Origin of the sequence: Nocardioides sp. LHD-245 (genome assembly GCF_030929495.1) — a bacterium.
GTDB lineage: Bacteria > Actinomycetota > Actinomycetes > Propionibacteriales > Nocardioidaceae > Nocardioides.
The window spans coordinates 202,790-224,336 of the sequence record NZ_JAVFWN010000009.1 but is presented as its reverse complement, the minus strand read 5'-3'; the positions used below and the strand labels follow the sequence as shown (position 1 = coordinate 224,336).

Genomic DNA, 21,547 nt, shown 5'->3' with positions numbered 1-21,547 from the left:
GTGTGCGACACGCTCGGCCCATAAAAAACTGGAAGCCGCCGCAGGCGTCTCGGGTCACCTGCGGCGGCGAGAGCAGCATGCCAGATGCCGCCAGGCCTTGTCATCAGGTTGAAGTAAAACTTCCTGGCGATCGGCCCGGCCCCGGCGGGCATGGCCGGCAGCGTGACGCACGGCCGCGAATCTGCACGGGGCGAAGCCCGTGGGGCGAGCGCAGCGAGTCCCGGGCGGCAGCCTCGTGTGCGACACGCTCGGCCCATCAAGAACGGAACAGCAGGGCGGACTTGTAGTCGCTGTTCATGGTGTTGACGAGTGAGGTCAGCCGCTTCTCGGACACCTTCGTCCTCGACGTGCCGATGGTGACCGCGACGATATTGCCGTAGACGCTGGCGTTCCACTTGCCCAGGACGAACGAGGGCAGGGTGCTGCCGTCGGGCAGGTCGAGATCCTGGTCCTTCAACGTGCCCTGCGCGGCCTTGGCGTGCCGCTCGGTGTCGAACACCAGGAACAGGTGGGTCAGCCGGACCTTGCCGCCGACCGCGTTGAACACCCACTGGGCGGCGTACTGGCAGCGCTGGCGGGTCAGTACGTTGCCCGCCTCGACCGGAGCGCAGCTCGGGTGGTCCACCGCGCGCAGCAGCTTCGCGTGGTGCTCGACATCGCCGAGCTTGAAGTCCCAGTCGCCGGGGAAGTCGGCGGTCGCGACGTCGTTGTGGATGTCGTCGTCGGTGTCGTCCGAGGGTGTGTACGGCGTCGACGGGCCCGAGGTCGGGGCGGTCGGGGCGGTCGGGCCGGTCGGGCCGGTCGGGCTGTCGGGGGAGCCGGTCGCGGACGGGGTCGGGGTGGCGTCGGAGCCGGTCGTCGTGCGGGAGTCGGCGCTGCTCCGGTCGTCGGCGGTGCGATCCCCGTCGTCGTCGCCCCCGCCCGCGATCAGGAACGCCCCGACGCCGACCGCGGCGAGCAGGGCGACCGCCAGCACCACGACCCCGACGACGAGGCCGACCCGCCGCCGTCGCGGCGGCGGGCCGAACGGCGGGTATCCGGGCGGACCCCACCCGGGCGGCGGCCCCTGCGGCGGTCCCGAGGGTGGTGGTCCCGGGGGTGGCGGGGGCGGGAGGCTCATGCCCGCCTCCTACCCGCGTGCGACGACCTCAACCGGTGCGGATCGCCAGCCCGTCGACCCGGATCGTCCGGCCCGAGGTGGCGACGACCACGCGGACCTTGCCGGTCCGGGCGCTGAACATCGGGAGCAGCCGGAGCTGCTGGTGGGCCGGAGCGCCCTTGAGCGAGACCCGGCCGATCCTCGTGCGTCCGACGAACACGTCGACCTTGCCGCACCGCCGACAGGTGCTGACCAGGACACCGACCTGATCGAGCGTCGTACGGCGCAGGCTGAGTGTCGCGCCTCGACGCTTCGTCAGCACGGCGGTGCCGCCGGCGTACGACGGCGCGCGGGTCCGCTTCCAGCCGGCCGATCGCATCAGAGCACCGTCATCGACCGTGGTGAACGCAGCCGGACCGGGTGTCGGCGGCTGGGGCGAGGGCGGTGGGGTCAGTGGTGGCACCGCACCGGGAAGGCCGTTGCTGGCGCCGGCATGCAGCCGGTCCCCGCCCTCGTCGGCGGAGAGCCAGCCGGCGAGGAGCCGCCCGTCCGGGGCGATGTGGAGCGACTGCACGGCGGTCGCCGGCCCGGACAGGTCGAGCGCGCCGCTGAAGGGGATGCTCGACCAGCCACTCTCCGCCGGGGCGAGCACGCGGCCCCGGTCCGTGCTCGCGTGCGCGTACGCGACGACCGGCACTCCTGCCGGGGTGAGGACGGCGCGACCGCCGGTGCCGAAGACGTCGGCGCCGTCCTCGGTCATCGCCGCGCCCGATCCCCAGGATCCACCGGGGGGACGCAGAGCGGCGTGGAGGTTGCGGCTGCCGTCGATCGCCGCCGGCGGGACCCCGACCACCACCAGGGCGTGGCCGTCGACCATGGCGATCGAGCGCACCGCGCCGTTGACCGCAGCGGCGGTGATCAGCCCGGTCGCGCCGCCGATGTCGCCGCCGGCGTGCGCCCACGTCTCGGTGCCTGTCGACACCTGGCGGTGCCAGGCGACGGCGACCCCGCCGGTCGGGTCCGCGTCGATGCCGGCGAGGGCGAAGGAGCGTGCCTCGAGCTCGGAGCCGGTGGCCAGCTGCGTGGTGGTCGAGCCGCGCAGGAAGACGCCCGCCTCCTCCGCGGGCTCGTCGGCCGCCTCACGATGGATCCATCCGATCCATTCCTGCCCCGATCCGTCGAAGGCGACCGCCGGCTGGTCCGAGGGGCCCTCCCGGTCGGGGCAGTCGTCGGGGTCCGGCTCGAGGCAGTTCACGGGGATCGCCGGCGTCTCGACCGAGACCTCCTCGGGCGTCGTCCAGGTGGAGCCCGACCCGTGGGTCCGGAAGACCTCGGGGTCGGCGCTGCTCTCGCCGGGATCCTCCTGCGCCTCCCGGGCTTCGAAGGCCACCGTGGTGTCGCCGTCGGGGGCGACGGCGACGGCCTTGCTGCCGCTGAGGCTGATCGAGCCCACGGTGCCGGTGTCCTCGACGGCGACGGTGTGTGGCGCCGCCCACGCCCCGGATGTCGAGCGGGTGACGGCACGGTAGGTCCACGACGTCGCGCCGGGGTCGTACTGGGTCCAGGCGACGACCGCGGCACCGGTGGCGTTCACGTCCCACCTGAAGTTCGGGTAGGTCGTGAAGTACTGCTGGTAGTCGCTCACCTGCTCCGGCGGCCCCCACAGCCCGTCGGATGTCCGGGTGCGCGACCAGACCTGGGCCGGCCCGTCGCCGGCATCGGTCGGATCGTCGGCGACCGACCAGAGCGCCAGCAGGGAGCCGTCGGCCAACGGCCACACCCCACCTGCCGCGAGGTCCACCCCGGCCGGGGATACGGCGCCGGGGGTGGTCCAGGCGACACCGACCCACGGGTCTGGGGCGGCGGCGTGGACGGCGGGTGCTGGCAGGCCCGTCGCGGCGAGCGTGAGCCCCACCGCGACGGCGATCCAGGTCCTCATCGCAGGACCTGGACGTACACGTTGTAGGCGCCCGTGGCGCCGGGGACGACGGCCGCCGCCGAGCCGAAGACCAGGACGGAGCCGTCGGCCGAGAGCTCGGCCTCGCCGCTCGCGCCGGCACCCGCGCGGGTGACCAGGGTGCTGGTGCCGGTGGCCCGCTCCCACACGACGACGTCGGCCTGGCCGCCGTTGGTGTCCCCGGGCAGCACGTTCTTGGTGCCCATCGACACGAACCGGCCGTCGTCGGAGAGCGTGCCGCCCGGATTGCCCGCGGCGCCGTACGGACCGGCGAGGAGGAAGGTCCCCGAGACGGTGCGGAGGTAGGTGTCCCGGGAGCCATTGAGGTCGGACAGCGACAGGGCCTCGTCGGTCGTGAACGCCAGCTCGTCGCCGGTACCGCCCAGCGACGGGCTGTCCGCGTCGATGTCGGGTGTGAGGTTGGTGCGGTTCGAGATCGCGCCGTCGGCGGCGATGTCCCACGCGAAGACGGCCGAGCCGTCGACGTCGCCCGGATCGAGGTCGGTGTCGCTGCTGGAGAACGCCGCGCGGGTGCCGTCGGCGCTCAGGTCCAGGTTGAAGATGTTGACGTCCGACCAGCCGAGGCCGGTCCGGTCGAGGCCGCGGTTCACCCCCGTCGTGCGGTCGTGCAGGTAGGCGTGCCGGACGTCGGTGTCGGGCGGCGGGAGGTTGGTGACGAGGTCTGCGGCGGGGGAGGTGAAGGCGACGAAGCGCCCGTCGTCGCTCATCGCGTACAGGTCGGAGGGGCGGTTGGCGGCGACGCCGCCCGGAGTCTGCGAGACCAGGTCGATCGCTCCGCTCGCCCGGTCCAGCACGAAGACGTCGTGGTCGTAGCCCGGTTCGCCGGCGAGGTCGAAGGCGTCCGACTGGAAGGCGAGGAAGCGGCCGTCCGCGGAGAGCAGCGGGCTGAGGACGTGGCCGGTGGCCGCGGCGACGGGGTGGCTCAACGTGCCGGAGATCCGGTCGAAGAGGTAGACGTCGCTGTAGTCGTCGGTGTCGCTGGGCAACAGGCGGGACTCGGAGGTGAAGGCCACCCATCGACCGTCGGCCGAGACCGCCGGGTCGTGGCTGTCGTCGCCGGGCGAGGTGGCGGGGCTGACGAGCTCGGGCGAGGCGGCGGTGCGCACCGGCTGCGCGGCCGACGCCACGCCCGCCGACCCGTGGTGCGCGTCGCCGACGACGCGGTACGACGTGGTGCCGACCGGCCCGCCGGCGTACCCGAACCGGACCTGGCCGGTGGCCTCGCTCGTCGCGGTCCCCACGGTGGTCCAGGTCGCGCCGTCGAGCCGCTCCAGGCGGACGGTCCGGCCCGCGCGCGCCGGTGTCACCGTGGCGGTGACCGGGCGACCCAGCCCGACGACGAACGGCGTCCCCACACTCAGCTGCGCCGCCTGCGGCGCGAGCCGGACCCTGGCCCTCTTGCTCGTGAACCCGCCGGCACGGACCCGGTAGATGCCGGCCTTGTGCACCCTCGTGTCGAGCTGGTACCTGCCCTTCCTCACCTTGCCGCGGGCCACCGCGACCCAGCGCTTCCCCTTCTTCCGCTCCAGCGTGGCGCGGCCGGTGGCGGCACCGACCCGTCCGCTGAACCGGGTCCGCTCCCCGGCCATCGGCTGCGCGGGGGTGACGGCCACTGCCTTGCCGCGGTCCGACGGTCCGGGCTCGGCCCGGGACGGGACCGCGCCGAGGGGCGCGAGGGCCAGGGCGAGGACGAGGAGAAGACCGGCGATGAGGCGCGAGCGAGGGATCACCCGGCGATCGTCGGACGTGCGGGACGCGTGACCGAGAGGTTCCCGGCGTTGTGAGACCAGCGTGAGACTCCGGCGGCGCGCTCGGAACACGTTCTCAGGGGCCGACCGCGTCGCGCAGGGCCTGCCGCGTCGCGTCGGCGTCCCGGTCGACGTCGGCGACCGGGCCCAGCGCGAGCACGGCGTACGGCGGCCCCGGCTCCACGACCGGCCACGGCAGCGCGATGCAGCCGGCTCCCTCGACCGTCCAGGAGCGCTCCTCGGCCGGGGCACCCGCGCGCACCGTCCGGACCAGGTCGCGCACCGCCGCCGCGTCCCGGGGGGCGGCCGGCGACGGACGGGGCCACGGGGTGACGTCGAGCCGGCGGTCGAGCTCGGGGTCGGGGAGCTGGGCGAGCAGTGCGATGCCGCCCGCGGTCAGCCACAGGTGCTCGTAGGGCGCCTCCGGATCGAGGAAGTCGGCCGGCCCGGCGACCGCCACCGGCCGGGCGCCGTCGCCGGCGAGCCGGACCACGACCGCCGTCAGGCCGGTGCGCTCGTGCAGTCGCGCCGCGACCCGGCCGGCCCGGCGGCGTACTCCGGCCGGATCGGTGGCGACCATCGTCACCGCGCGCTCGCCGAGCACGTAGCGGGCGCCGGTGCGCAGTACCCAGCCCTCGGCGTGCAGCTGACCGAGCATCCGGGAGACGCCGGCCTTGTCGACCCCGAGGCGACGGGCGATCTCGGAGACGCCGAGCGCCTCGCCGCCCAGCAGCTCGAGGGCCCGCAGGCCGCGCAGCAGGCTGGTGGTCACCCGGCGACCCTACGCGAGCGCGTTGACCACTCGTCAACACCACTTCTACCCTTCCGTCATGGGGATCGTGCAGCTGCGGCCGGCCCGACCGGACGTGCCCACCCTGGCGGCGTACGCCGAGGGACTGGATGCGCGGCGCTACGCGTGTCCCGCGGAGCTGGCGCGGCGGCTCGACCTGCTGCTGGACCCGGCCGGTTCGGCGCGGGTCCTCGCGGTGACCGGCCGCGGCGGTGTCGGGAAGAGCGCCGCGCTGCGCGAGGCGGGCCGCCGGGCGGAGCGGTCCGGGCGCCGCGTGCTCGCTCTCGACGCGCGTGCCGACGGTGCGCTCGGGGTGCTCGGCGGACTCGAGACGGTCGACGGCCCCGGCCTCGTCGTCCTGGTCGACGAGGTGGGCGCCCTCGGCCCGGCCCTCGGCGCGGTCGGTGCCGCGGCGGCGCGGCTGCCCGCGGACACCCGTCTCGTCGTCGCGGCCCGGACCCTGCCCGCGCGCTGGCTGCCCGAGCCGCTCGCCGCGCTCTGCCTGCCGGCCCGGCTGGGTGGCCTGGGGCCGGAGGACGCGGACGCTCTCCTCGCCAGGTACGACGTCGACGACCCTGCCGCGCGGGCCGCCCTCGCGGCGCGGGCAGGTGGGCTCCCGCTCGCCCTGGTCCTGGGCGCCCGGGCGTGGGCGGTCGCGGGCGAGCGCGACGACGCCGTGCTGATCCGTGCCTGCGGCGAGGACCTCGCCGCCCACCTGGCCGATGCCGCACTCGACCGGCTCGACCCCGACCTGCTCGCCGTCGTCGTACTGGCGGCGGGGGTCGACGGGCCGCTGCTGGCCGACCTCTTCCCCGGCCGCGTGGCCGAGCTGGTCGAGGCGCTGCGCGAGACCAGCGTGGTGGAGCCGGTGGGCAACCGCCTCGTGCTGCACCCCTCGCTGGCCGGCCAGCTCGCGGAGCGGCTGTGCGCCGAGGAGCCCGGGCGCGCCGCCGCCGCGGTGCTGCGGGTCGCCGAGCACGAGCGCGCCCGTGCCGTCGCGGGCGAGTCCGGCGCGCTGCCGCGGCTGGCGGCCCTGGTCCGCGACCCCGGGCTGCGCGGGGGGCTCGGACCGACCACACTGAGCCGTCACTACGCCGACCGCTGGCGCACGACCGACGCGGCCGTCGTACGCCCGGCGCTGGAGGCCCGCCTGTCGGGGCTGTGGGGCGTGCTGGCGCCGTGGCTGGGCGAGCGGGCGCGGGTGGTGCGCCGGGCCGACGGCCGTCCGGTCGCCGTCGTCGCGGCGCTGTCGATGGAGGCGGCGTCCGCTCTCCAGGGACCGCGGGCGCGGCTGGTGGCGCCGGTCGTCGAGCACGCCCGCCGGCACGGTGCCACCGACCGGGCGGTGCTCAGCGCCGTGCAGCTGACCTTCGACGACGTCGACGAGCCCGAGGTCGCCTGGGTGCGCAACGCGGCGGGCCTGGCCCAGTGCGGCGTCGGCAACCCGCGCAGCGACCACGTCAACCTGGTCGGGGACCTGCCGGGCGAGCGGGCGGTCCTCGAGGCCTACGGGTACGCCGAGGTGCCGGCGCTGCGGCGCGACCTCGACGGTGTGCCCGTCACGAGCTGGGTCGCCGACGTCGGGCCGGGGGGTCTCGCCGGGCTGCTGCACGGGGCGGTCGTCGTGGAGCAGGGCCGCCCCGAGGGACGTTCCGGCGACCTCGTCGCGGCCCTCGGGACCTACGGTTCGGCCGATGAGCAGGAGCGGATCTGGCTGCGGGCCCGCGTCGACGAGACGCTCGCGGGGGAGCCGGGTCTGCGCGACCTCGTCCGGCGTCGCTATCTCACCGTCGGTGCCTCTCACGAGGCCGTGATGCGCGAGACCTACCTCAGCCGGGCGACGTACTTCCGCCGCCTGCGCCGGGCCCGTGAGCTGCTCGCGGCCGCTCGTTGACATTCGATCGATCCAAAGCTGACCGGCTCGCACGCATGCGCGCAGCGGAGGTACGCGCCGATGTGCGTCAGCGCAAAACGGGTGTCATGGTGACTGTCACGCGGACGACGGTGTCCCCGGATCGGACGATTCGAACCCCGGTAAGAACCGGGTGGGCTGTGGGGTAGCGTCCCCACACCTGGACAAGGACCGAAAGGCTGGCGAAAGCGATGGTTGATGTGGAGCGGGCGCTCGACGAGGGTGGTCTCACCAACCCCCACGTTCGGGAGTACGTCGCACACTGGGCCAACATCACGGGAGCAGATCGGATCGAGGTCGTGTCCGCGGCCGACGACGCCCGGCTGGTCCAGGAGTCCCTGGAGGCCGGTGAGCTTCTCCCGGCCGGCGAGGGCCTCTACTACTCGCGCTCCTACTTCAAGGACACCGCGCGCGCCGAGGAGCGCACCATCGTCGCGACCTCCGACGAGGCCGACAAGGGCGTCTACAACAACTGGAAGCCCGCGGCCGAGATGAAGCCGAAGCTCGTCGAGCTGATGACCGGCGCCTCGGTGGGCAAGACGATGTACGTCATCCCCTACCTCATGTCGCCCAAGGGCTCGCCGGTCGAGAACTTCGCCGCCGGCGTCGAGCTCACCGACAACCGCAACGTCGTCCTCCAGATGATCCGCATGGCGCGGGTCGGCGTGGAGTACATCAACGACCTGGGCGACTCGTTCGTCAAGGCCGTGCACGTGACCGGCGACCTGGAGAACCTCGGCCAGGGCACGCCCGACGACAAGCGCTACTTCGTGACCGTCGCCGACGAGCGCACGATCCTGCACTTCGGCTCGTCCTACGGCGGCAACGCGCTGCTCGGCAAGATCGCTCACGGTCTGCGCCAGGGCTCCTACGACGGCTGGAAGAACGGCTTCCTGGTGGAGCAGTTCATGCTGCTCGGCATCACCGACAAGGAGACCGGCAAGAAGTACAACATCTGCGGTGGCTTCCCGTCGGCCTCGGGCAAGACCAACCTCGCGATGACGCTGGCGCCTGACGCGCTCGGTGACCGCTACTACGTCGAGTTCTACGGCGACGACATCGCGTGGATCTGGGTCGGCGACGACGGCAAGCTCTACGGCATGAACCCGGAGAACGGCGTCTTCGGTGTCGCGAAGGACACCAACGAGAAGACCAACCCGACCGCGATCGACTCGATCGTCCCGGGCACCGGCGCCATCTTCACCAACGTCGCCTACAACCCCAAGACCCAGCAGGTCTGGTGGGAGGGCAAGAGCGACAAGCCGACCGACCTCGACGGCTGGGAGGACTGGAAGGGCGACGTCATCGCCGACCGGGCCCCCGAGGACGTCGACGCGCCCTGGGCGCACCCCAACAGCCGGTTCACCACGACGCTGGCCAACGTGCCCAACGTCGCCGAGGACTTCGAGGACCCGAAGGGCGTCGAGATCCACGGCATCATCTTCGGTGGCCGCACGCGCGACCGCGAGCCGCTGATCCGCGCGATCACCGACATCGCCGAGGGCGTCTACGACGGCCTCACCCTGGGTGCCGAGGCGACCGCCGCGGCCGACGGCCTCGAGGGCGTCCTGCGCTACGACCCGATGTCGATGCGTCCGTTCATGTCCTACTCCGAGGCCGCGTACGCCGCGCACTGGCTCGAGGTGATCGGCCGGGCGACGACCAAGCCGATCTTCGCGCACGTCAACTGGTTCCAGCGCGGCGAGGACGGCCGCTTCCTGTGGCCCGGCTACCGCGAGAACCTCCGGCCGCTGAACTGGCTGATGGAGTTCCTCAACGGCGAGGTCGAGGGCGTCCAGACCGCCGTCGGCGTGCTGCCCAAGCGCGAGGAGCTCAACCTCGAGGGGCTCGACGAGCAGGCGCTCGCCGACCTCGACACGCTGCTCACGATCGACGTCGCGCGCTGGAGGCAGGAGATGGACTTCCGCGAGAAGCACCTCGCGCAGTTCGACGGCCTGCCCGAGGAGATCTGGGAGGCGCACCGCCGCGTCGCCCAGGCGCTGGACGATGCCTGATCGGTCTCCGATCGGCCTCTGATCGGCTGAGTGTTCGCAGTGCCCCGGCTCCTCGGAGCCGGGGCACTGTGCCTTTTTCCGGAGCGGGTGGCCGGCTCGCGAGCGCATTGAATAGAACAGGTTCTATTCTTCTGGCGGAACGCCGTCCCGCGGCGCCACGAGCCAGGAGGAACCATGACCGACCAGCCCGCTCCCCGTGCCCAGCGCTTCACCGGCCGCAGGGTCGTCGTCACGGGCGCCGCCGGTGGCCTCGGCCAGGTGGTGGCCGAGCTGTTCCGCGCCGAGGGCGCCACCGTGGTCGCGACCGACGTGGTCGCGACCGACGGCGTCGTGGCCTGCGACCTGGCCGACGACCGCGCCCGCGAGGCCTTCGTGGCCGCCGCTCTCACCGAGCTCGGCGGACTCGACGTGCTGTGCAATGTCGCGGGGATCCAGAAGTTCGCCGAGCTCGGCGCGATCACCGCGGACCTGCTCCGCAAGCACTTCGACGTCAACGCCCTGGCGCCGTTGATGCTCGCCCAGGCCTTCGGCGACGCACTGGTCGAGAGCAAGGGCAATGTCGTCTCCGTCGCCTCGATCTCCGCCGTGATGGGCCAGCCCTACAACGCGCCGTACTGCTCCTCCAAGGCCGCGCTGCTGCTCGGCATGCGCGCCCTGGCCGTCGAGTTCGGGCCCCGCGGGGTCCGGGTCAACTGCGTCTCGCCGGGCGGCATCGCGACCCCGATGGTCGAGGCCGCCGCGGCCGGCCTGCCCGCCGACACGAACTGGGACCTGATCGCCCGCAGCACCTCGGTCATTCCCGGCTTCATGCCACCAGGCGATGTCGCCGAGGCGCTCCTCTACCTCGCCTCCGATGCCGCCGCGTCGGTCACCGGAGCCAACCTCGTCGTCGACCGCGGCGTCGTCTGGTGAGCGCCCCGCGGGCGGTCGTCACCGGCGCCGGCCCGGACTCGATCGGCCGGGCCGTCGCCGACGCGCTGGCCGCGGCCGGGTGGGAGGTCGTCGTCACCACCCGCGGCGCGGCCGTCGACGCTCACGCCTGGCACGCCCTCGACCTCGCTGACAGGTCCTCGGTCGCCGCCTTCGCGGGCTGGTACGCCGACCACGCGGACCGCCTCGACCTGCTGGTCAACAGCGCCGGCATCCACCTCGACCTCGGCTCCCGCTGGACCGAGCCCCAGCTGGCCGACGGCCACGAGATCCACTGGCGCACCAACTACCTCGGCACCGTCGACCTCACGACCGCGCTGCTCCCCGCACTGCTGGTGCCGGAGACGTCCTGTGTGCTCCACGTCGTCTCGCAGCTGCACGAGCGCGGGACCACCGACCAGCTGCTCGGCCGCCCGGCGCCGTACGACTCCTGGGCGTCGTACGGCACCTCGAAGCTGGGCCTGGTCCACCACGCCGCCCTCCTCGCCGATCGGTACGGCGACCGCGGGCTGCGCGCCCTCGCCGTCCACCCCGGCGCGGTGTCGACGAATATCGCGAACCGCGGCCTGGAGACCCGCCCACTGCTGCGCCGGCTGCGCAACCTGGCTCGTCCGCTGGAGCGGCGGATGCTGATGACGCCCGCGGAGTCGGCGGCCCATCTGGTCCGCGTCGCGAACGACCCGGAGGCGACGTCCGGCTATTACCGCAAGGGCCATCGGGTCGACCCGGCGCCGGCGGCAAGTGACCTTGCCGCCCGCGCCGAGCTCGCCACGACCACGCAGGAGTGGCTGGCGACGCGCTGACCTCGGCCGGCAGTTCGGAGCAGTCGCTGCAGTTTCATCACGTTATGTCGTTGAGGGGTCACATCTGTAGCGGGGCCCCGCTATAGATGCTCCGGTTCACCTACATACCGTGATGAAACTGAGCCCAGCGGCCGCGTGAGGCGGGCGGGACTCAGCCCAGGCCGCGGGCCAGCAGCTCGGCGAGGTGCAGCGGCCGCGCATCGGGGGCGAGCTCGTCGAGCTGGGTGCGGCACGAGAAGCCGTCGGCGAGGACGACCCGGGCGGAGTCGTCCGCGGACGCGCGCACCGCGGGGAGCAGGTTCTGCTCGGCGACGGCGACCGACACCTCGTAGTGCCCCTGCTCGACCCCGAAGTTGCCGGCCATGCCACAGCACCCGGCCAGCGCCTCGACCTTCGCACCGGCCTTCTCGAGCAGCGTCCGGTCGGCGGTCCAGCCCATCACCGCGTGGTGGTGGCAATGCGGCTGAGCGACGATCCGGGTGCCGGTGAGGTCGGGCGCGGTCCAGCCCGGGGTGCGGGACAGCAGCTCGGCCAGGGTGGCCGTCGCGCCGGCCACGGCGTCGGCGTCGGGTCCGGGGACGAGCTCGCGCAGCTCGTGGCGCAGGACCGCCGTGCAGGACGGCTCCAGGCCCACGATCGGTGTACCGGCACGGGCGTCGTCGGCGAGCGCGTCGACCATGCCGCGCATCCGGCGCGCCGCGCCGTCGAGCTGGCCGGTGCTGATCCAGGGCAGCCCGCAGCACTCCTGCTGCCGGGTGATCCGCGGGTCGTAGCCGGCCGCGCGCAGCACCTCGACCGCCGCGTCCGCGACCTGGGGGGCGAAGTGGTTGGTAAAGGAGTCGACGAAGAGCACCACCGGCGTCCCCGTCCCGACCGACCCGGCGAAGGCCCGCCGGAAGGTACGCCGCGCGAACGCCGGCATCCGCCGCCGGGCGTCGACGCCGGCCGCCTTGAGCGCGACCTTGCGCAGCGGTCCGACGTCCATCGACTTGTTGGCGAAGCGCGGCATCGCGGAGCCGACCTTGGCCCAGCGTGGCAGCCAGCCCACCGAGTAGTGCGAGCGCGGCCGGAGCTTGCGCTTGTAGGTCTGGTGCAGCACCTCGGCCTTGTACGACGCCATGTCGGTGCCGGTGGGACAGTCGGAGGCGCAGCCCTTGCAGGCCAGGCAGAGGTCCAGCGCGTCGTGCACGGCGGGGGAGCCCCACGACACGTCGCTGTCGCCGTTGACGATCTCCTGCAGCAGCCGGGCACGGCCCCGGGTGGAGTGGATCTCCTCCTTCGTCGCCTGGTACGACGGGCACATCACGCCGCCCGAGCCGCTGTTGTCGGCGCGGCACTTGCCCACGCCGGTGCAGCGGTGCACCGCCTGGCCGAAGTCGCCGCCGTCGTCGGCATAGGCGAACGCCAGCCCCTTGGTCAGTCGGGTGCCGGCGGAGTAGCGCAGGTCGTCGGTGCTCGACACGGCGTCGACGAGGATGCCGGGGTTGAGCACGCCGGTCGGGTCGAAGAGGTCCTTGACCCCGGCCATCAGCCCGAGCGCCCGGGGGGAGTACATCCGCGGCAGCAGGTCGCTGCGGGCCCGGCCGTCGCCGTGCTCGCCCGACAGCGAGCCACCGAGTGAGGTGACCAGGTCGGCGGCCCCCTCGAGGAACGCGCGGAACCGGTCGGCGCCGTCGGGGCGGGCGAACGGGAAGTCCATCCGCACGTGCAGGCAGCCCTCGCCGAAGTGGCCGAAGGGCATCGCGGTCAGCTCGTGCGCGGCGAGCAGGCCCTCGAAGGCGGTGAGGTACTCGCCCAGCCGCTCCGGCGGGACGGCGGAGTCCTCCCAGCCGGCCCAGGCCGGCTGGCCGGACGGCGCCCGCCCGGCGAGCCCGGCGCCGTCGGCGCGGATCTTCCAGAGCCGGTCGGCCGCACGCGGGTCGTCGACGACGAGCGCGGAGACGCCGAGGCCGGCGGCGGCGAGCAGCTCCGCGCGGCGTCGTACGTCGGCGGGGTCGTCGCCGGAGAGCTCGACGAACATCCAGGCGTCACCCGGTGGCAGCTCCGGGACGGCGGACGGCCCGCGCCGCTCGCGGATCACGTCGACGATGCGCCGGTCCAGGCCCTCGCAGGCCGACGGCTCGAAGGCGAGCACCTCGGTCGTCGCGAAGCCGGCGGTCGGGAAGTCGGGGAAGCCGAGCACGATCATCAGCGCCGCCTTCGATGCCCGGACCAGCCGCACGGTGGCCTCGGTCAGCACGGCGAGCGTGCCCTCGGAGCCGACCAGCGCCCGGGTCACGTCGAAGCCGCGCTCGGGGGCGAGGTGGTCGAGGGCGAGGCCCGAGACGTGCCGGCCGAAGGTGCCGAACTCGGTGCGGACCGTGCCCAGGTCGTCGGCGACCAGCGCGCGCAGCCGGTCGAGCACGTCGGAGCCCTCGGCCGCCGCGACCGGCTTGCCCGCGGCGTCGTACCCCGTGGTGAGGAGGGTGCCGTCGGCCAGCAGGCCGCGGAAGCCGCGCACGTTGTGCGAGGTCCGGCCGTAGGCCAGCGACCGCGCGCCGCACGCGTCGTTGCCGATCATCCCGCCGATGGTGCAGCGGGTGCTGGTCGACGGATCCGGCCCGAACCGCAGCCCGTACGGCGCGGCCGCCTGCTGCAGCACCGCCTGCACGACGCCCGGCTGGACGACGGCGGTCCCGGCGTCGGCGTCGACCGACACCACGTTGTCGAGGTGTCGGCTGAAGTCGACGACCACACCCGGCCCGATCGCGTTGCCCGCCACCGACGTCCCGGCGCCGCGGGCCGTGACCGTCAGTCCCAGCTCGCGCGCGGCAGCCAGCGTCGCGGCGACCTCGTCGGCCGAGCGCGGGAAGGCGACGGCCGCCGGTGGGACGCGGTAGAGCGAGGCGTCGGAGGAGTACGCGCCGAGGACAGCGGCGTCGTCGCTGACGTCGCCCGCTCCGTGGCGCTGGAGCTGCTGAGCGATGCCGGGCACAGGCTGAAATCTATCGGCTCGGCCCGGGCCGTCGGCGGCCAGATGGTTGATTCCAAGGGATCGTGCAAGCGAGCGGCGCTCAACGCGTGCGATGACAAGGCGCCGACGCGATGGCATACCGGGCGTACGTCGAGCGTTGGCGACGCCGTCAGCGTGCGTGGTGAGCGTCGCGGAGCGTGCGAGACCTTGGAATCAATCATCTAGGGTTGCCCGGTGTCGACCGGTGCCGGGTCCCTCCTGAGGTCCGAGGAGCTGCAGGAGCTCGTCGACGTGCTGGCGGAGCGCCTGCAGCGATCGGTCGCTCTCGACGACCCCGCCCTGAGCCTGATCGTCGCGAGCCGTCACTTCGGTGACGAGGATCCGGTGCGGGTGCAGTCGGTGCTCGGACGGGGTGTCGATCCCGAGCTGCGGGCATGGGTGCTCTCCCTGGGCATCGCGGAGTACGAGGGGCCGCGCCGCATCGCGACGCCCGCCGAGATCGGCGCGAAGGACCGGGTCTGTGCGCCGGTGCGCTGTGCCGGGTTGCTCCTCGGGTATCTGTGGCTCATCGACGACGGGCGCGTCACGGACGACGACCTTCGGGAGACCGCGCTCGTCGCCGACCAGGCCGGCATGATCCTGTACCGACGCGACCTGTTCATGCAGCGGCGGCAGGCGCGCTGCAATGCGCTCGTGCGCGACCTGATCTCGGCGGACGAGCCGACGCGGGTCGCGGCCCGGCTGGAGGCCATCGACGAGGAGCTGCTGACGCCGACCGCGGCGGTGAGCGTGAACGTCGTCCGTCCCGCGGACCTGCCGGAGGAGCACGGCGGGTCCGCCTCCGGTCTGGCGCAGGCGGCCCAGCACGCCACGAGCATGGGCACCGACCCCGCGATCCTGTGCCTGCCGAGGACCCACGACCTCGTCGTCCTCGTCGCCCACACCCGCGACGACGCGGCCGATGCGGCGCTGTCCGTGGTGCGCCCCCTCGTCGGCAGCATCGCCGAGCGGCTGGGCGTGGGGCTGCTCGTGGGCGTCGGCGCCCGGCAGGCCGACGTCGTCGGTGCGCACCGCTCCTACCAGCAGGCGCTGATCGCGGTTCGAGCCGCGCGGTTCCTGCCCGGTCTGGGCGAGGTGGTGACCTGGGACTCGCTGGGCGTGTACGGGCTCCTGGCGAAGCTCGATCCCCAGGACCCGGCGCTGGGACCGCACCTCGCTCCGCTGGCGGGCATGGCCTCCACCAAGCACGGCGAGGTCCTGCTGTCCACGGCCGAGACCTTCCTGGACCTCGCCGGCAACGTCCAGCGCGCGGCGCAGGCACTGCACATCCACCGAGCCACGCTGTACCAGCGACTCGCCCGGATCGAGGAGCTGACCGGACTCGACTTCGATGACGGCCGCGACCGCCTCACCCTCCACCTGGGCCTGAAGCTGATGCGACTCGCGGAGAGCACTGCCTAGGCGCGGCGCCGGACCAGTCTTCATCTGCCGACAGGCAGAGCCCGAGCAGTTGGCATTTGTGCATAGCAACGCGCGCGACGTCCTCTCCATACTGAGTCACCGATCAGGCGGCGGAGGTAGGAATCGATGAAGCGTTGGTACGACGACCACCCCCGTGGTCCGGTGTCGGTCGGTGCCCCGAGCCCGCGCGTGGTCACGTCATGACCGCGGAGTCGCGACCGCTGCTCGCCCTCGACGGCGTCTGCGTCGCCTACCGGCACCACGAGGTCGTCCACGACGTCTCGCTGGAGGTGGCGAGCGGCGAGGTGGTCGCCCTGATCGGTCCGAGTGGGGCCGGCAAGAGCAGCCTGCTGCGCGCGATCAACTTCCTGGAGCCGCCCAGCAAGGGGCGGGTCCTGCTCGAGGGCGCCGAGGTCGGCGGCTCGCGCCGCAGCCTGGACGCGCTGCGCCGCGACGTCGGGATGGTCTTCCAGTCGTTCAACCTGTTCCCGCACCTCACCGCGCTGCAGAACGTCATGCTCGCGCCGGTCCACACCCTCGGCGTGCCGCCGGCGCAGGCGCGGGAGCGGGCGATGCAGCAGCTGACGCATGTCGGTCTCGCCGACCACGCCCACGTGAAGCCCGGGAAGTGCTCGGGCGGACAGCAGCAACGGATCGCGATCGCCCGTGCGCTGGCGATGGAGCCGAAGGTGATGCTCTTCGACGAGCCGACGTCGGCGCTCGATCCGGAGCTCGGCGCCGAGGTCCTGGCCACCATGCGATCCCTCGCCGCGGAGGGGATGACGATGGTCGTCGTCACGCACGAGATGCACTTCGCGGAGGACGTCGCCGATCGCGTGGTCTTCATGGCGGACGGCCGCATCGTCGAGCAGAACGCCGCCGGCAAGCTGATGCGCGATCCCCAGCACCCGCGCACCCAGCGCTTCCTCAACGCGGTCCGGAACCGGTAGCCGTGAGCACGATCCTCAGCGAGCTCGCCGCCGGCATCCCCCAGACGATCGGGATCACGCTCGCGTCGTTCGTCGTGGCCGCCGTCCTCGGTCTTCCCCTGGCCGTCCTGCGCCGCTCCGAGCTCTGGCTGGTGCGGCTGCCCGCCGTGGTCGTCGTCGAGGTCCTCCGTGCGGTCCCGCCGATCGTCTGGCTGTTCCTCATCTACTACTCCCTGGGCAGCACCGACCAGGTCCGGCTGACCACCCTCCAGGCGGCGGTGATCGGCTTGGGACTCATCTACGCCGCGCACCTGTCGGAGGCCTACCGGGCCGGGCTTGACGCGGTCCCCGTCGGCCAGTGGGAGGCGACCCGGGCCCTGGCCCTGCCGCGTGCCCAGACCTATGCGCGCGTGATCCTCCCGCAGGCCCTGGTCGTGGTCGTGCCGCCGATGGCGACCTTCGCGATCGCGCTGCTCAAGGACAGCGCCATCGCCTCCGTGATCGGTGCCACCGACATCACCTTCCACGCCGTGCAGCTCACCCAGCAGGACCTCAACGGACTCGGGAACTTCACCGTCGCGGGACTGCTCTACATCGCCCTCGGCGTCCCCTTCGCCCTGGTGGCACGGGCCGCCGACCGGGTGCTGTCGCGACGACTGGTGGGGGTCTGACCATGTCGATGCTGAACGAGTGGCAGGACTACCTGCCGGACTTCCTCGACGGATTGGTCGTCACCCTGCAGCTGACCGGGGTGAGTCTCCTCCTGGGCCTGCCCCTCGGGTTGGCCCTGGCCTTGGCGATGACCGCGCGACGGCGGGCGGTCCGCTGGCCGGCGATCCTGCTGGTGGAGGTCGGGCGCGGCGCGCCGGCGCTCGTCGTGCTGTACTTCGTCTACTACGGGCTCCCGCAGCTCAGCCTCACCTGGAGCAGCTTCGCGTGCGCGGCGATCGCTCTCGCGTTCACGACATCGGCCTACACGGCGGACATCTTCCGCGCGGGGATCAACTCGATTCCCGTCGGACACCGCGAAGCCTGTCAGGCCCTGGGCCTCAGCCACGGCAAGGAGCTGCGGCTGGTGGTGCTGCCCCAGGCGATCCGCGTCGTGGTCCCGCCTCTGGTCGGCTTCTGCATCCTGCTCTACCAGGGGACCTCGCTCGCCTTCGCGGTGTCGGTGCCCGAGCTGCTCAGTCGCGCCTACAGCCAGGCGTCGATCACCTACCAGTTCACCGCGACGCTGACCCTGGCCGGGCTCGTGTACGGCGCCATCTCGCTCGCCGCCGTCGCGTTGATGCGTGCTCGCTGGCCGCGGCGCGCCCCGACCGTCGCCGGAGCCGCGCTCCCACCGGAGCGGCCGGACCGGACCAACCCCTCGTGGGAAACCACCTCTGAACGGAGAGAACGATGAAGATGCGTCGCCCCCTTGCTGTCCTCGCCTGCGGCCTGCTGGTCGCCGTGGCCGGCGGCTGCGGCACCTCCGACGAGCCGGGGACGTCGTCCCCGCCCGCGGGGTGCAAGCCCGCCCACCCGGACGTGCCGACCCTCTCCCAGGGCCAGCTCAACGTCCTCGTCTACGTCACGCCGCCCTACACGACCAAGGAAGGCGCCACCTACGGAGGCGTCGAGGGCGCGATCGTGAAAGAGATCGCCAAGCTGGAGTGCCTCGAGCTGAAGGAGCAGTCCGTCTCGGCCGCGGCGGGCCTCGCCAGCATCGAGGCCGGCCGGGCCGACCTCGTCGTCGGTGGGATCTACTACACCGAGGAACGAGCCCAGACGCTGGGCCTGAGCGCGCCGATGTACCGCGACGGCATGGCGTTGCTGTCGAAGGACGGTCTCAGCGGGACTCTCGACGACCTGCAGGGCAAGACCGTGGGAGTGATCCAGGGCTACCTGTGGAACGAGGACTTCCAGAAGGAGCTCGGAGCCGACAACGTCAAGCTCTACCAGGACTCCGCGAGCCTCCTCACGGACGTGAAGAACGGTCGCGTCGACGCGGCGGTCCTCACCAGTGCCGAGGCCGGCTACCGGGCCGCGCAGGACTCCGGTCTCAAGACGACGGCCTTCCAGGCGACGCCGGAGATCGCCGCCTCGGCGACGCAGAACCACGTGGTCATCGCCCTGCCCAAGGACGAGACCGACCTGATCGCGGCGATCGACGACGACATCAAGACGCTGATCGCCGACGGCACCGTCGCGGCCGCGCTGGAGGACAACGGCATGGACCCCGCCCTGGCCGGTCCCGGCTCCTAGCCGATCGCCACGTCGCGCCCGGCGCGACCTCCCGACGTCTCGGCCTCTCTCGGGCCGATCCCACTCGAACCATCGAGGAATCTTCCATGGAACACACTGCGTACGACGCTGCCATCATCGGGGCCGGAGTCGTCGGCTGCTCGATCGCCCACGCCCTCGCCCGCGACGGCTATCGGGTCTGCGTCCTCGACCGCTCGGGCGCGGTGGGCAGCGGCTCCACCAGTGCCTCCTCGGCCAACATCCGGTTCAACTACTCCACCTGGGAGGGCGTCGCCCTCGCCTGGGAGGCGTACACGAGGTGGGAGGCCTGGGCGGACCATCTCGGTGCGGTCGACGAGGCGGGGATGGCCCGGTTCGTCAAGACGGGCGGGGTGGTCCTGGACTCGCCGGACCAGGACGCCCGGCGCGTGCTCGCCCTGTTCGATCGGGCGGGGATCCCCTACGAGCGGTGGGACGCGGCCACGCTACGGTCGCGGCTGCCGATGCTCGACCCGGCGCACCACTACCCGCCCAAGCGGGTCGAGGACCCGGCCTTCTGGGCGGACCCCGACGGTGAGGTCGGGGGATACTGGATGCCCGACAACGGCTTCGTCGACGACCCGGCCCTCGCCGCCCACAACCTGATGAGCGCCGCGCGCCGGCACGGGGCAGAGCTCCGGCTCCGGACGACCGTGACCGGCATCCGGCGGGTCGACGGAGTCGTCACCGGCGTGGAGGTCGAGGGCGGCGTGACGGTGCCGGCCCGGATCGTCGTCAACGCCGCCGGCCCGCACTCGGCGGTCGTCAACGCGCTCGCCGGCGTGGCCGACGACTTCAACGTCGGCACACGGCCGATGCGCCAGGAGGTCCACCAGGTCGCCGCGCCCGCGGGCTCCGGGGCGGACCGGCTGGTCCCCCTCGTCGGCGACCTCGACCTGGGCACCTACTTCCGCGGCACGCCGAACGGCGACCTCCTCATCGGTGGCACGGAGCCCGCCTGCGACCCGATGGAGTGGCTCGACGATCCGGACGACTACAACCACGGTCCGACCAAGTCGGTCTTCGACGCCCAGGTGTTCCGCGCCGCCCGGCGGGTGCCGTCGCTCGCGGTGCCGAACGTGCCCCGCGGCATCGCCGGCGTCTACGACGTCGCCGACGACTGGATCCCGATCTACGACAAGACGGCCCTCCGCGGCTACTACGTCGCGATCGGCACGAGCGGCAACCAGTTCAAGAACGCCCCGGTCATCGGCGACGTGCTGGCGGCGATCGTCGCGTCGTGCGAGGCGGGGCGCGACCACGACACGCACCCGGTGCAGATGACGCTGCCGAACACCGGTCACACCGTCGACCTGTCCCACTACAGCAGGAAGCGACCAGTGAACCGGGACAGCACCTTCAGCGTCATGGGGTGACCGGCGGGCCCGAACCGGCCGTCGTACCCACGCCCCGGGGGCCGAACCCCGGAGGCGACGTTGCGCACCATCCCACCCACCCGGACGTCACGCCGCACGCGGCGACGTGCCGGTCGCCCGAGCGCGCCGGTCTCCGGGGACACCAGAGGAGCAGGAATGACGGACCAGTACTGGCCGACCGCCGAGGGTCGCCTCTCCGGGCGGGTCGATCTGGACGGTCGCGAGATGATCATGCTCTCGTCCAACGACTACCTCGGGCTGGCCGGCGACGAACGGGTGCTCGCCGGCGCGCACCGGGCCCTGGACGCCTACGGCAGCGGCCTCGGGCTGAACCCCAGCATCGCGCTCACCCGGGTCCATCGCGAGCTCGCGGACGAGCTGACCGCCTTTCTCGGGTGCGAGTCGGTGCTGCTGTTCAACTCGTGCGCCGCCGCGAACTGCGCCACCCTCCAGACCCTCGCGGACACGCCGGGGTCGACGATCGTCAGCGACGAGTACAACCACGCGAGCATCGTCGACGGCTGCCGCCTGGCCCGGGGCCGGACGCGGGTGTACCGGCACGACGACCTCGGCTCCCTCGAGCAGGTCGGTGCGGACCTGACGGGCGCCGACCGCACGCTCGTCGTCACCGACGGGGTCTTCAGCATGGAGGGCTCGATTGCGCGCCTCGACCAGCTGGAGCCTCTCGCCGGTCGTCTCGGCGCCGAGCTCGTCGTGGACGACTCCCACGGCATCGGCGTCATCGGCCGCACCGGACGCGGCTCGGTCGAGCACCACGGGTCGGCCGTCTCGACCCTGCGCACCGGCACGTTCGCCAAGGCGCTCGGTGCCGGGCTGGGCGGCTTCCTCGCGGGGCCCGCCGCGATCGTGGACGAGGTGCGGAGCCGCGGCCGGTTCTTCATCTTCACCAGTCCGATGCCGGCCGCCTCGGCCGGCGCCGCGGTCGCCGCGATCAGGTCGATCCGCGACGACCTGAGCCGCCTGGAGCTCCTCCGCGCCAACGTCGCGCGGTTCCGCCGCGGCATGGAGGAGACCGGCTGGGAGCTCCTCGACAGCCCCGGTCCCATCGTGCCCGTCATGATCCGTGACGACGAGCGAGCCCGCCGCGTCGCCGCCGTCCTGCGTGACCGCGGGATCTTCACCGCCGCGTTCAGCTACCCGGTCGTCCCGCGCGGGATGGCTCGGATCCGGGTCCAGATCTCGGCGGCGCACACCGACCACCACCTCGACGCAGCGATCGACGCCTTCGCCGAGGCTGCCCGACTCGAACCCGACCACAGGAGCTGAT

At 73.0% G+C, this 21,547-nt stretch carries 16 protein-coding genes; 11 read left to right on the top strand and 5 right to left on the bottom strand.

The features are described 5' to 3' along the window. Positions 1-256: 256 nt before the first annotated feature. From RB608_RS14645 to RB608_RS14630, 4 genes are all read right to left on the bottom strand, one after another. A complete protein-coding gene (locus RB608_RS14645) occupies positions 257-1,120 on the bottom strand; it encodes a hypothetical protein (RefSeq protein ID WP_308088718.1) in 864 nt (287 codons plus the stop codon). 28 nt (positions 1,121-1,148) lie between these two features. Next, on the bottom strand, positions 1,149-3,038 hold the full coding sequence (locus RB608_RS14640) for a hypothetical protein (protein WP_308088717.1): 1,890 nt from the start codon (positions 3,036-3,038) through the stop codon (positions 1,149-1,151). Beyond that, positions 3,035-4,807, bottom strand: a complete 1,773-nt coding sequence (locus RB608_RS14635; RefSeq protein ID WP_308088716.1) for a hypothetical protein — start codon at positions 4,805-4,807, stop codon at positions 3,035-3,037. Before RB608_RS14635 ends, RB608_RS14640 begins: the two co-directional genes overlap by 4 nt. A 94-nt stretch (positions 4,808-4,901) precedes the next feature. Then, positions 4,902-5,597, bottom strand: coding sequence for a helix-turn-helix domain-containing protein (locus RB608_RS14630; RefSeq protein ID WP_308088715.1), 696 nt, complete (start codon positions 5,595-5,597; stop codon positions 4,902-4,904). Between the two features lie 58 nt (positions 5,598-5,655). On the opposite strand from RB608_RS14630, the gene RB608_RS14625 reads away from it, so the two are divergent. The 4 genes from RB608_RS14625 (at position 5,656) to RB608_RS14610 (ending at position 11,275) form a co-directional block, all read left to right on the top strand. Next, on the top strand, positions 5,656-7,509 hold the full coding sequence (locus RB608_RS14625) for a hypothetical protein (RefSeq protein ID WP_308088713.1): 1,854 nt from the start codon (positions 5,656-5,658) through the stop codon (positions 7,507-7,509). 209 nt (positions 7,510-7,718) lie between these two features. After that, positions 7,719-9,542, top strand: a complete 1,824-nt coding sequence (locus RB608_RS14620; RefSeq protein WP_308088712.1) for a phosphoenolpyruvate carboxykinase (GTP) — start codon at positions 7,719-7,721, stop codon at positions 9,540-9,542. A gap of 174 nt (positions 9,543-9,716) precedes the next feature. Next, on the top strand, positions 9,717-10,454 hold the full coding sequence (locus RB608_RS14615; RefSeq protein WP_308088711.1) for an SDR family oxidoreductase: 738 nt from the start codon (positions 9,717-9,719) through the stop codon (positions 10,452-10,454). Further along, the gene (locus tag RB608_RS14610; RefSeq protein ID WP_308088710.1) at positions 10,451-11,275 is read left to right on the top strand and encodes an SDR family NAD(P)-dependent oxidoreductase; all 825 of its coding nucleotides are present in this window, start codon (positions 10,451-10,453) and stop codon (positions 11,273-11,275) included. The genes RB608_RS14615 and RB608_RS14610 overlap by 4 nt, the downstream gene beginning before the upstream one ends. A gap of 151 nt (positions 11,276-11,426) precedes the next feature. On the opposite strand, the gene RB608_RS14605 is transcribed toward RB608_RS14610, so the two are convergent. Then, complete coding sequence (locus RB608_RS14605) at positions 11,427-14,249, bottom strand: FAD-binding and (Fe-S)-binding domain-containing protein (protein WP_308088709.1); 2,823 nt, start codon at positions 14,247-14,249, stop codon at positions 11,427-11,429. Between the two features lie 213 nt (positions 14,250-14,462). On the opposite strand from RB608_RS14605, the gene RB608_RS14600 reads away from it, so the two are divergent. From RB608_RS14600 to RB608_RS14570, 7 genes are all read left to right on the top strand, one after another. Continuing rightward, entirely contained in the window at positions 14,463-15,689 is a 1,227-nt protein-coding gene (locus tag RB608_RS14600; RefSeq protein WP_308088708.1) for a helix-turn-helix domain-containing protein, read from the top strand. A 200-nt stretch (positions 15,690-15,889) separates the two neighbouring features. Then, on the top strand, positions 15,890-16,639 hold the full coding sequence (locus tag RB608_RS14595) for an amino acid ABC transporter ATP-binding protein (RefSeq protein WP_308088707.1): 750 nt from the start codon (positions 15,890-15,892) through the stop codon (positions 16,637-16,639). Positions 16,640-16,641: 2 nt separating this feature from the next. Continuing rightward, positions 16,642-17,289 carry an amino acid ABC transporter permease gene (locus RB608_RS14590; RefSeq protein WP_308088706.1) on the top strand — a complete coding sequence of 216 codons (648 nt, stop codon included), beginning with the start codon at positions 16,642-16,644 and terminating at the stop codon, positions 17,287-17,289. Positions 17,290-17,291: 2 nt separating this feature from the next. After that, a complete protein-coding gene (locus tag RB608_RS14585) occupies positions 17,292-18,023 on the top strand; it encodes an amino acid ABC transporter permease (RefSeq protein WP_308088705.1) in 732 nt (243 codons plus the stop codon). Then, on the top strand, positions 18,020-18,865 hold the full coding sequence (locus tag RB608_RS14580; RefSeq protein WP_308088704.1) for a transporter substrate-binding domain-containing protein: 846 nt from the start codon (positions 18,020-18,022) through the stop codon (positions 18,863-18,865). Before RB608_RS14585 ends, RB608_RS14580 begins: the two co-directional genes overlap by 4 nt. Positions 18,866-18,951: 86 nt before the next feature. Next, the gene (locus tag RB608_RS14575) at positions 18,952-20,259 is read left to right on the top strand and encodes an FAD-dependent oxidoreductase (RefSeq protein ID WP_308088703.1); all 1,308 of its coding nucleotides are present in this window, start codon (positions 18,952-18,954) and stop codon (positions 20,257-20,259) included. 156 nt (positions 20,260-20,415) lie between these two features. After that, positions 20,416-21,546 carry an aminotransferase class I/II-fold pyridoxal phosphate-dependent enzyme gene (locus RB608_RS14570; protein WP_308088702.1) on the top strand — a complete coding sequence of 377 codons (1,131 nt, stop codon included), beginning with the start codon at positions 20,416-20,418 and terminating at the stop codon, positions 21,544-21,546. Position 21,547: the final 1 nt, after the last annotated feature.

Coding starts and splice junctions, on each gene's coding strand:
- RB608_RS14645 (WP_308088718.1), bottom strand. CDS start 1,120: ATGAGCCTCCCGCCCCCGCCACCCCCGGGACCACCACCCTCGGGACCG.
- RB608_RS14640 (WP_308088717.1), bottom strand. CDS start 3,038: ATGAGGACCTGGATCGCCGTCGCGGTGGGGCTCACGCTCGCCGCGACG.
- RB608_RS14625 (WP_308088713.1), top strand. CDS start 5,656: ATGGGGATCGTGCAGCTGCGGCCGGCCCGACCGGACGTGCCCACCCTG.
- RB608_RS14620 (WP_308088712.1), top strand. CDS start 7,719: ATGGTTGATGTGGAGCGGGCGCTCGACGAGGGTGGTCTCACCAACCCC.
- RB608_RS14615 (WP_308088711.1), top strand. CDS start 9,717: ATGACCGACCAGCCCGCTCCCCGTGCCCAGCGCTTCACCGGCCGCAGG.
- RB608_RS14595 (WP_308088707.1), top strand. CDS start 15,890: ATGACCGCGGAGTCGCGACCGCTGCTCGCCCTCGACGGCGTCTGCGTC.
- RB608_RS14585 (WP_308088705.1), top strand. CDS start 17,292: ATGTCGATGCTGAACGAGTGGCAGGACTACCTGCCGGACTTCCTCGAC.
- RB608_RS14580 (WP_308088704.1), top strand. CDS start 18,020: ATGAAGATGCGTCGCCCCCTTGCTGTCCTCGCCTGCGGCCTGCTGGTC.
- RB608_RS14575 (WP_308088703.1), top strand. CDS start 18,952: ATGGAACACACTGCGTACGACGCTGCCATCATCGGGGCCGGAGTCGTC.
- RB608_RS14570 (WP_308088702.1), top strand. CDS start 20,416: ATGACGGACCAGTACTGGCCGACCGCCGAGGGTCGCCTCTCCGGGCGG.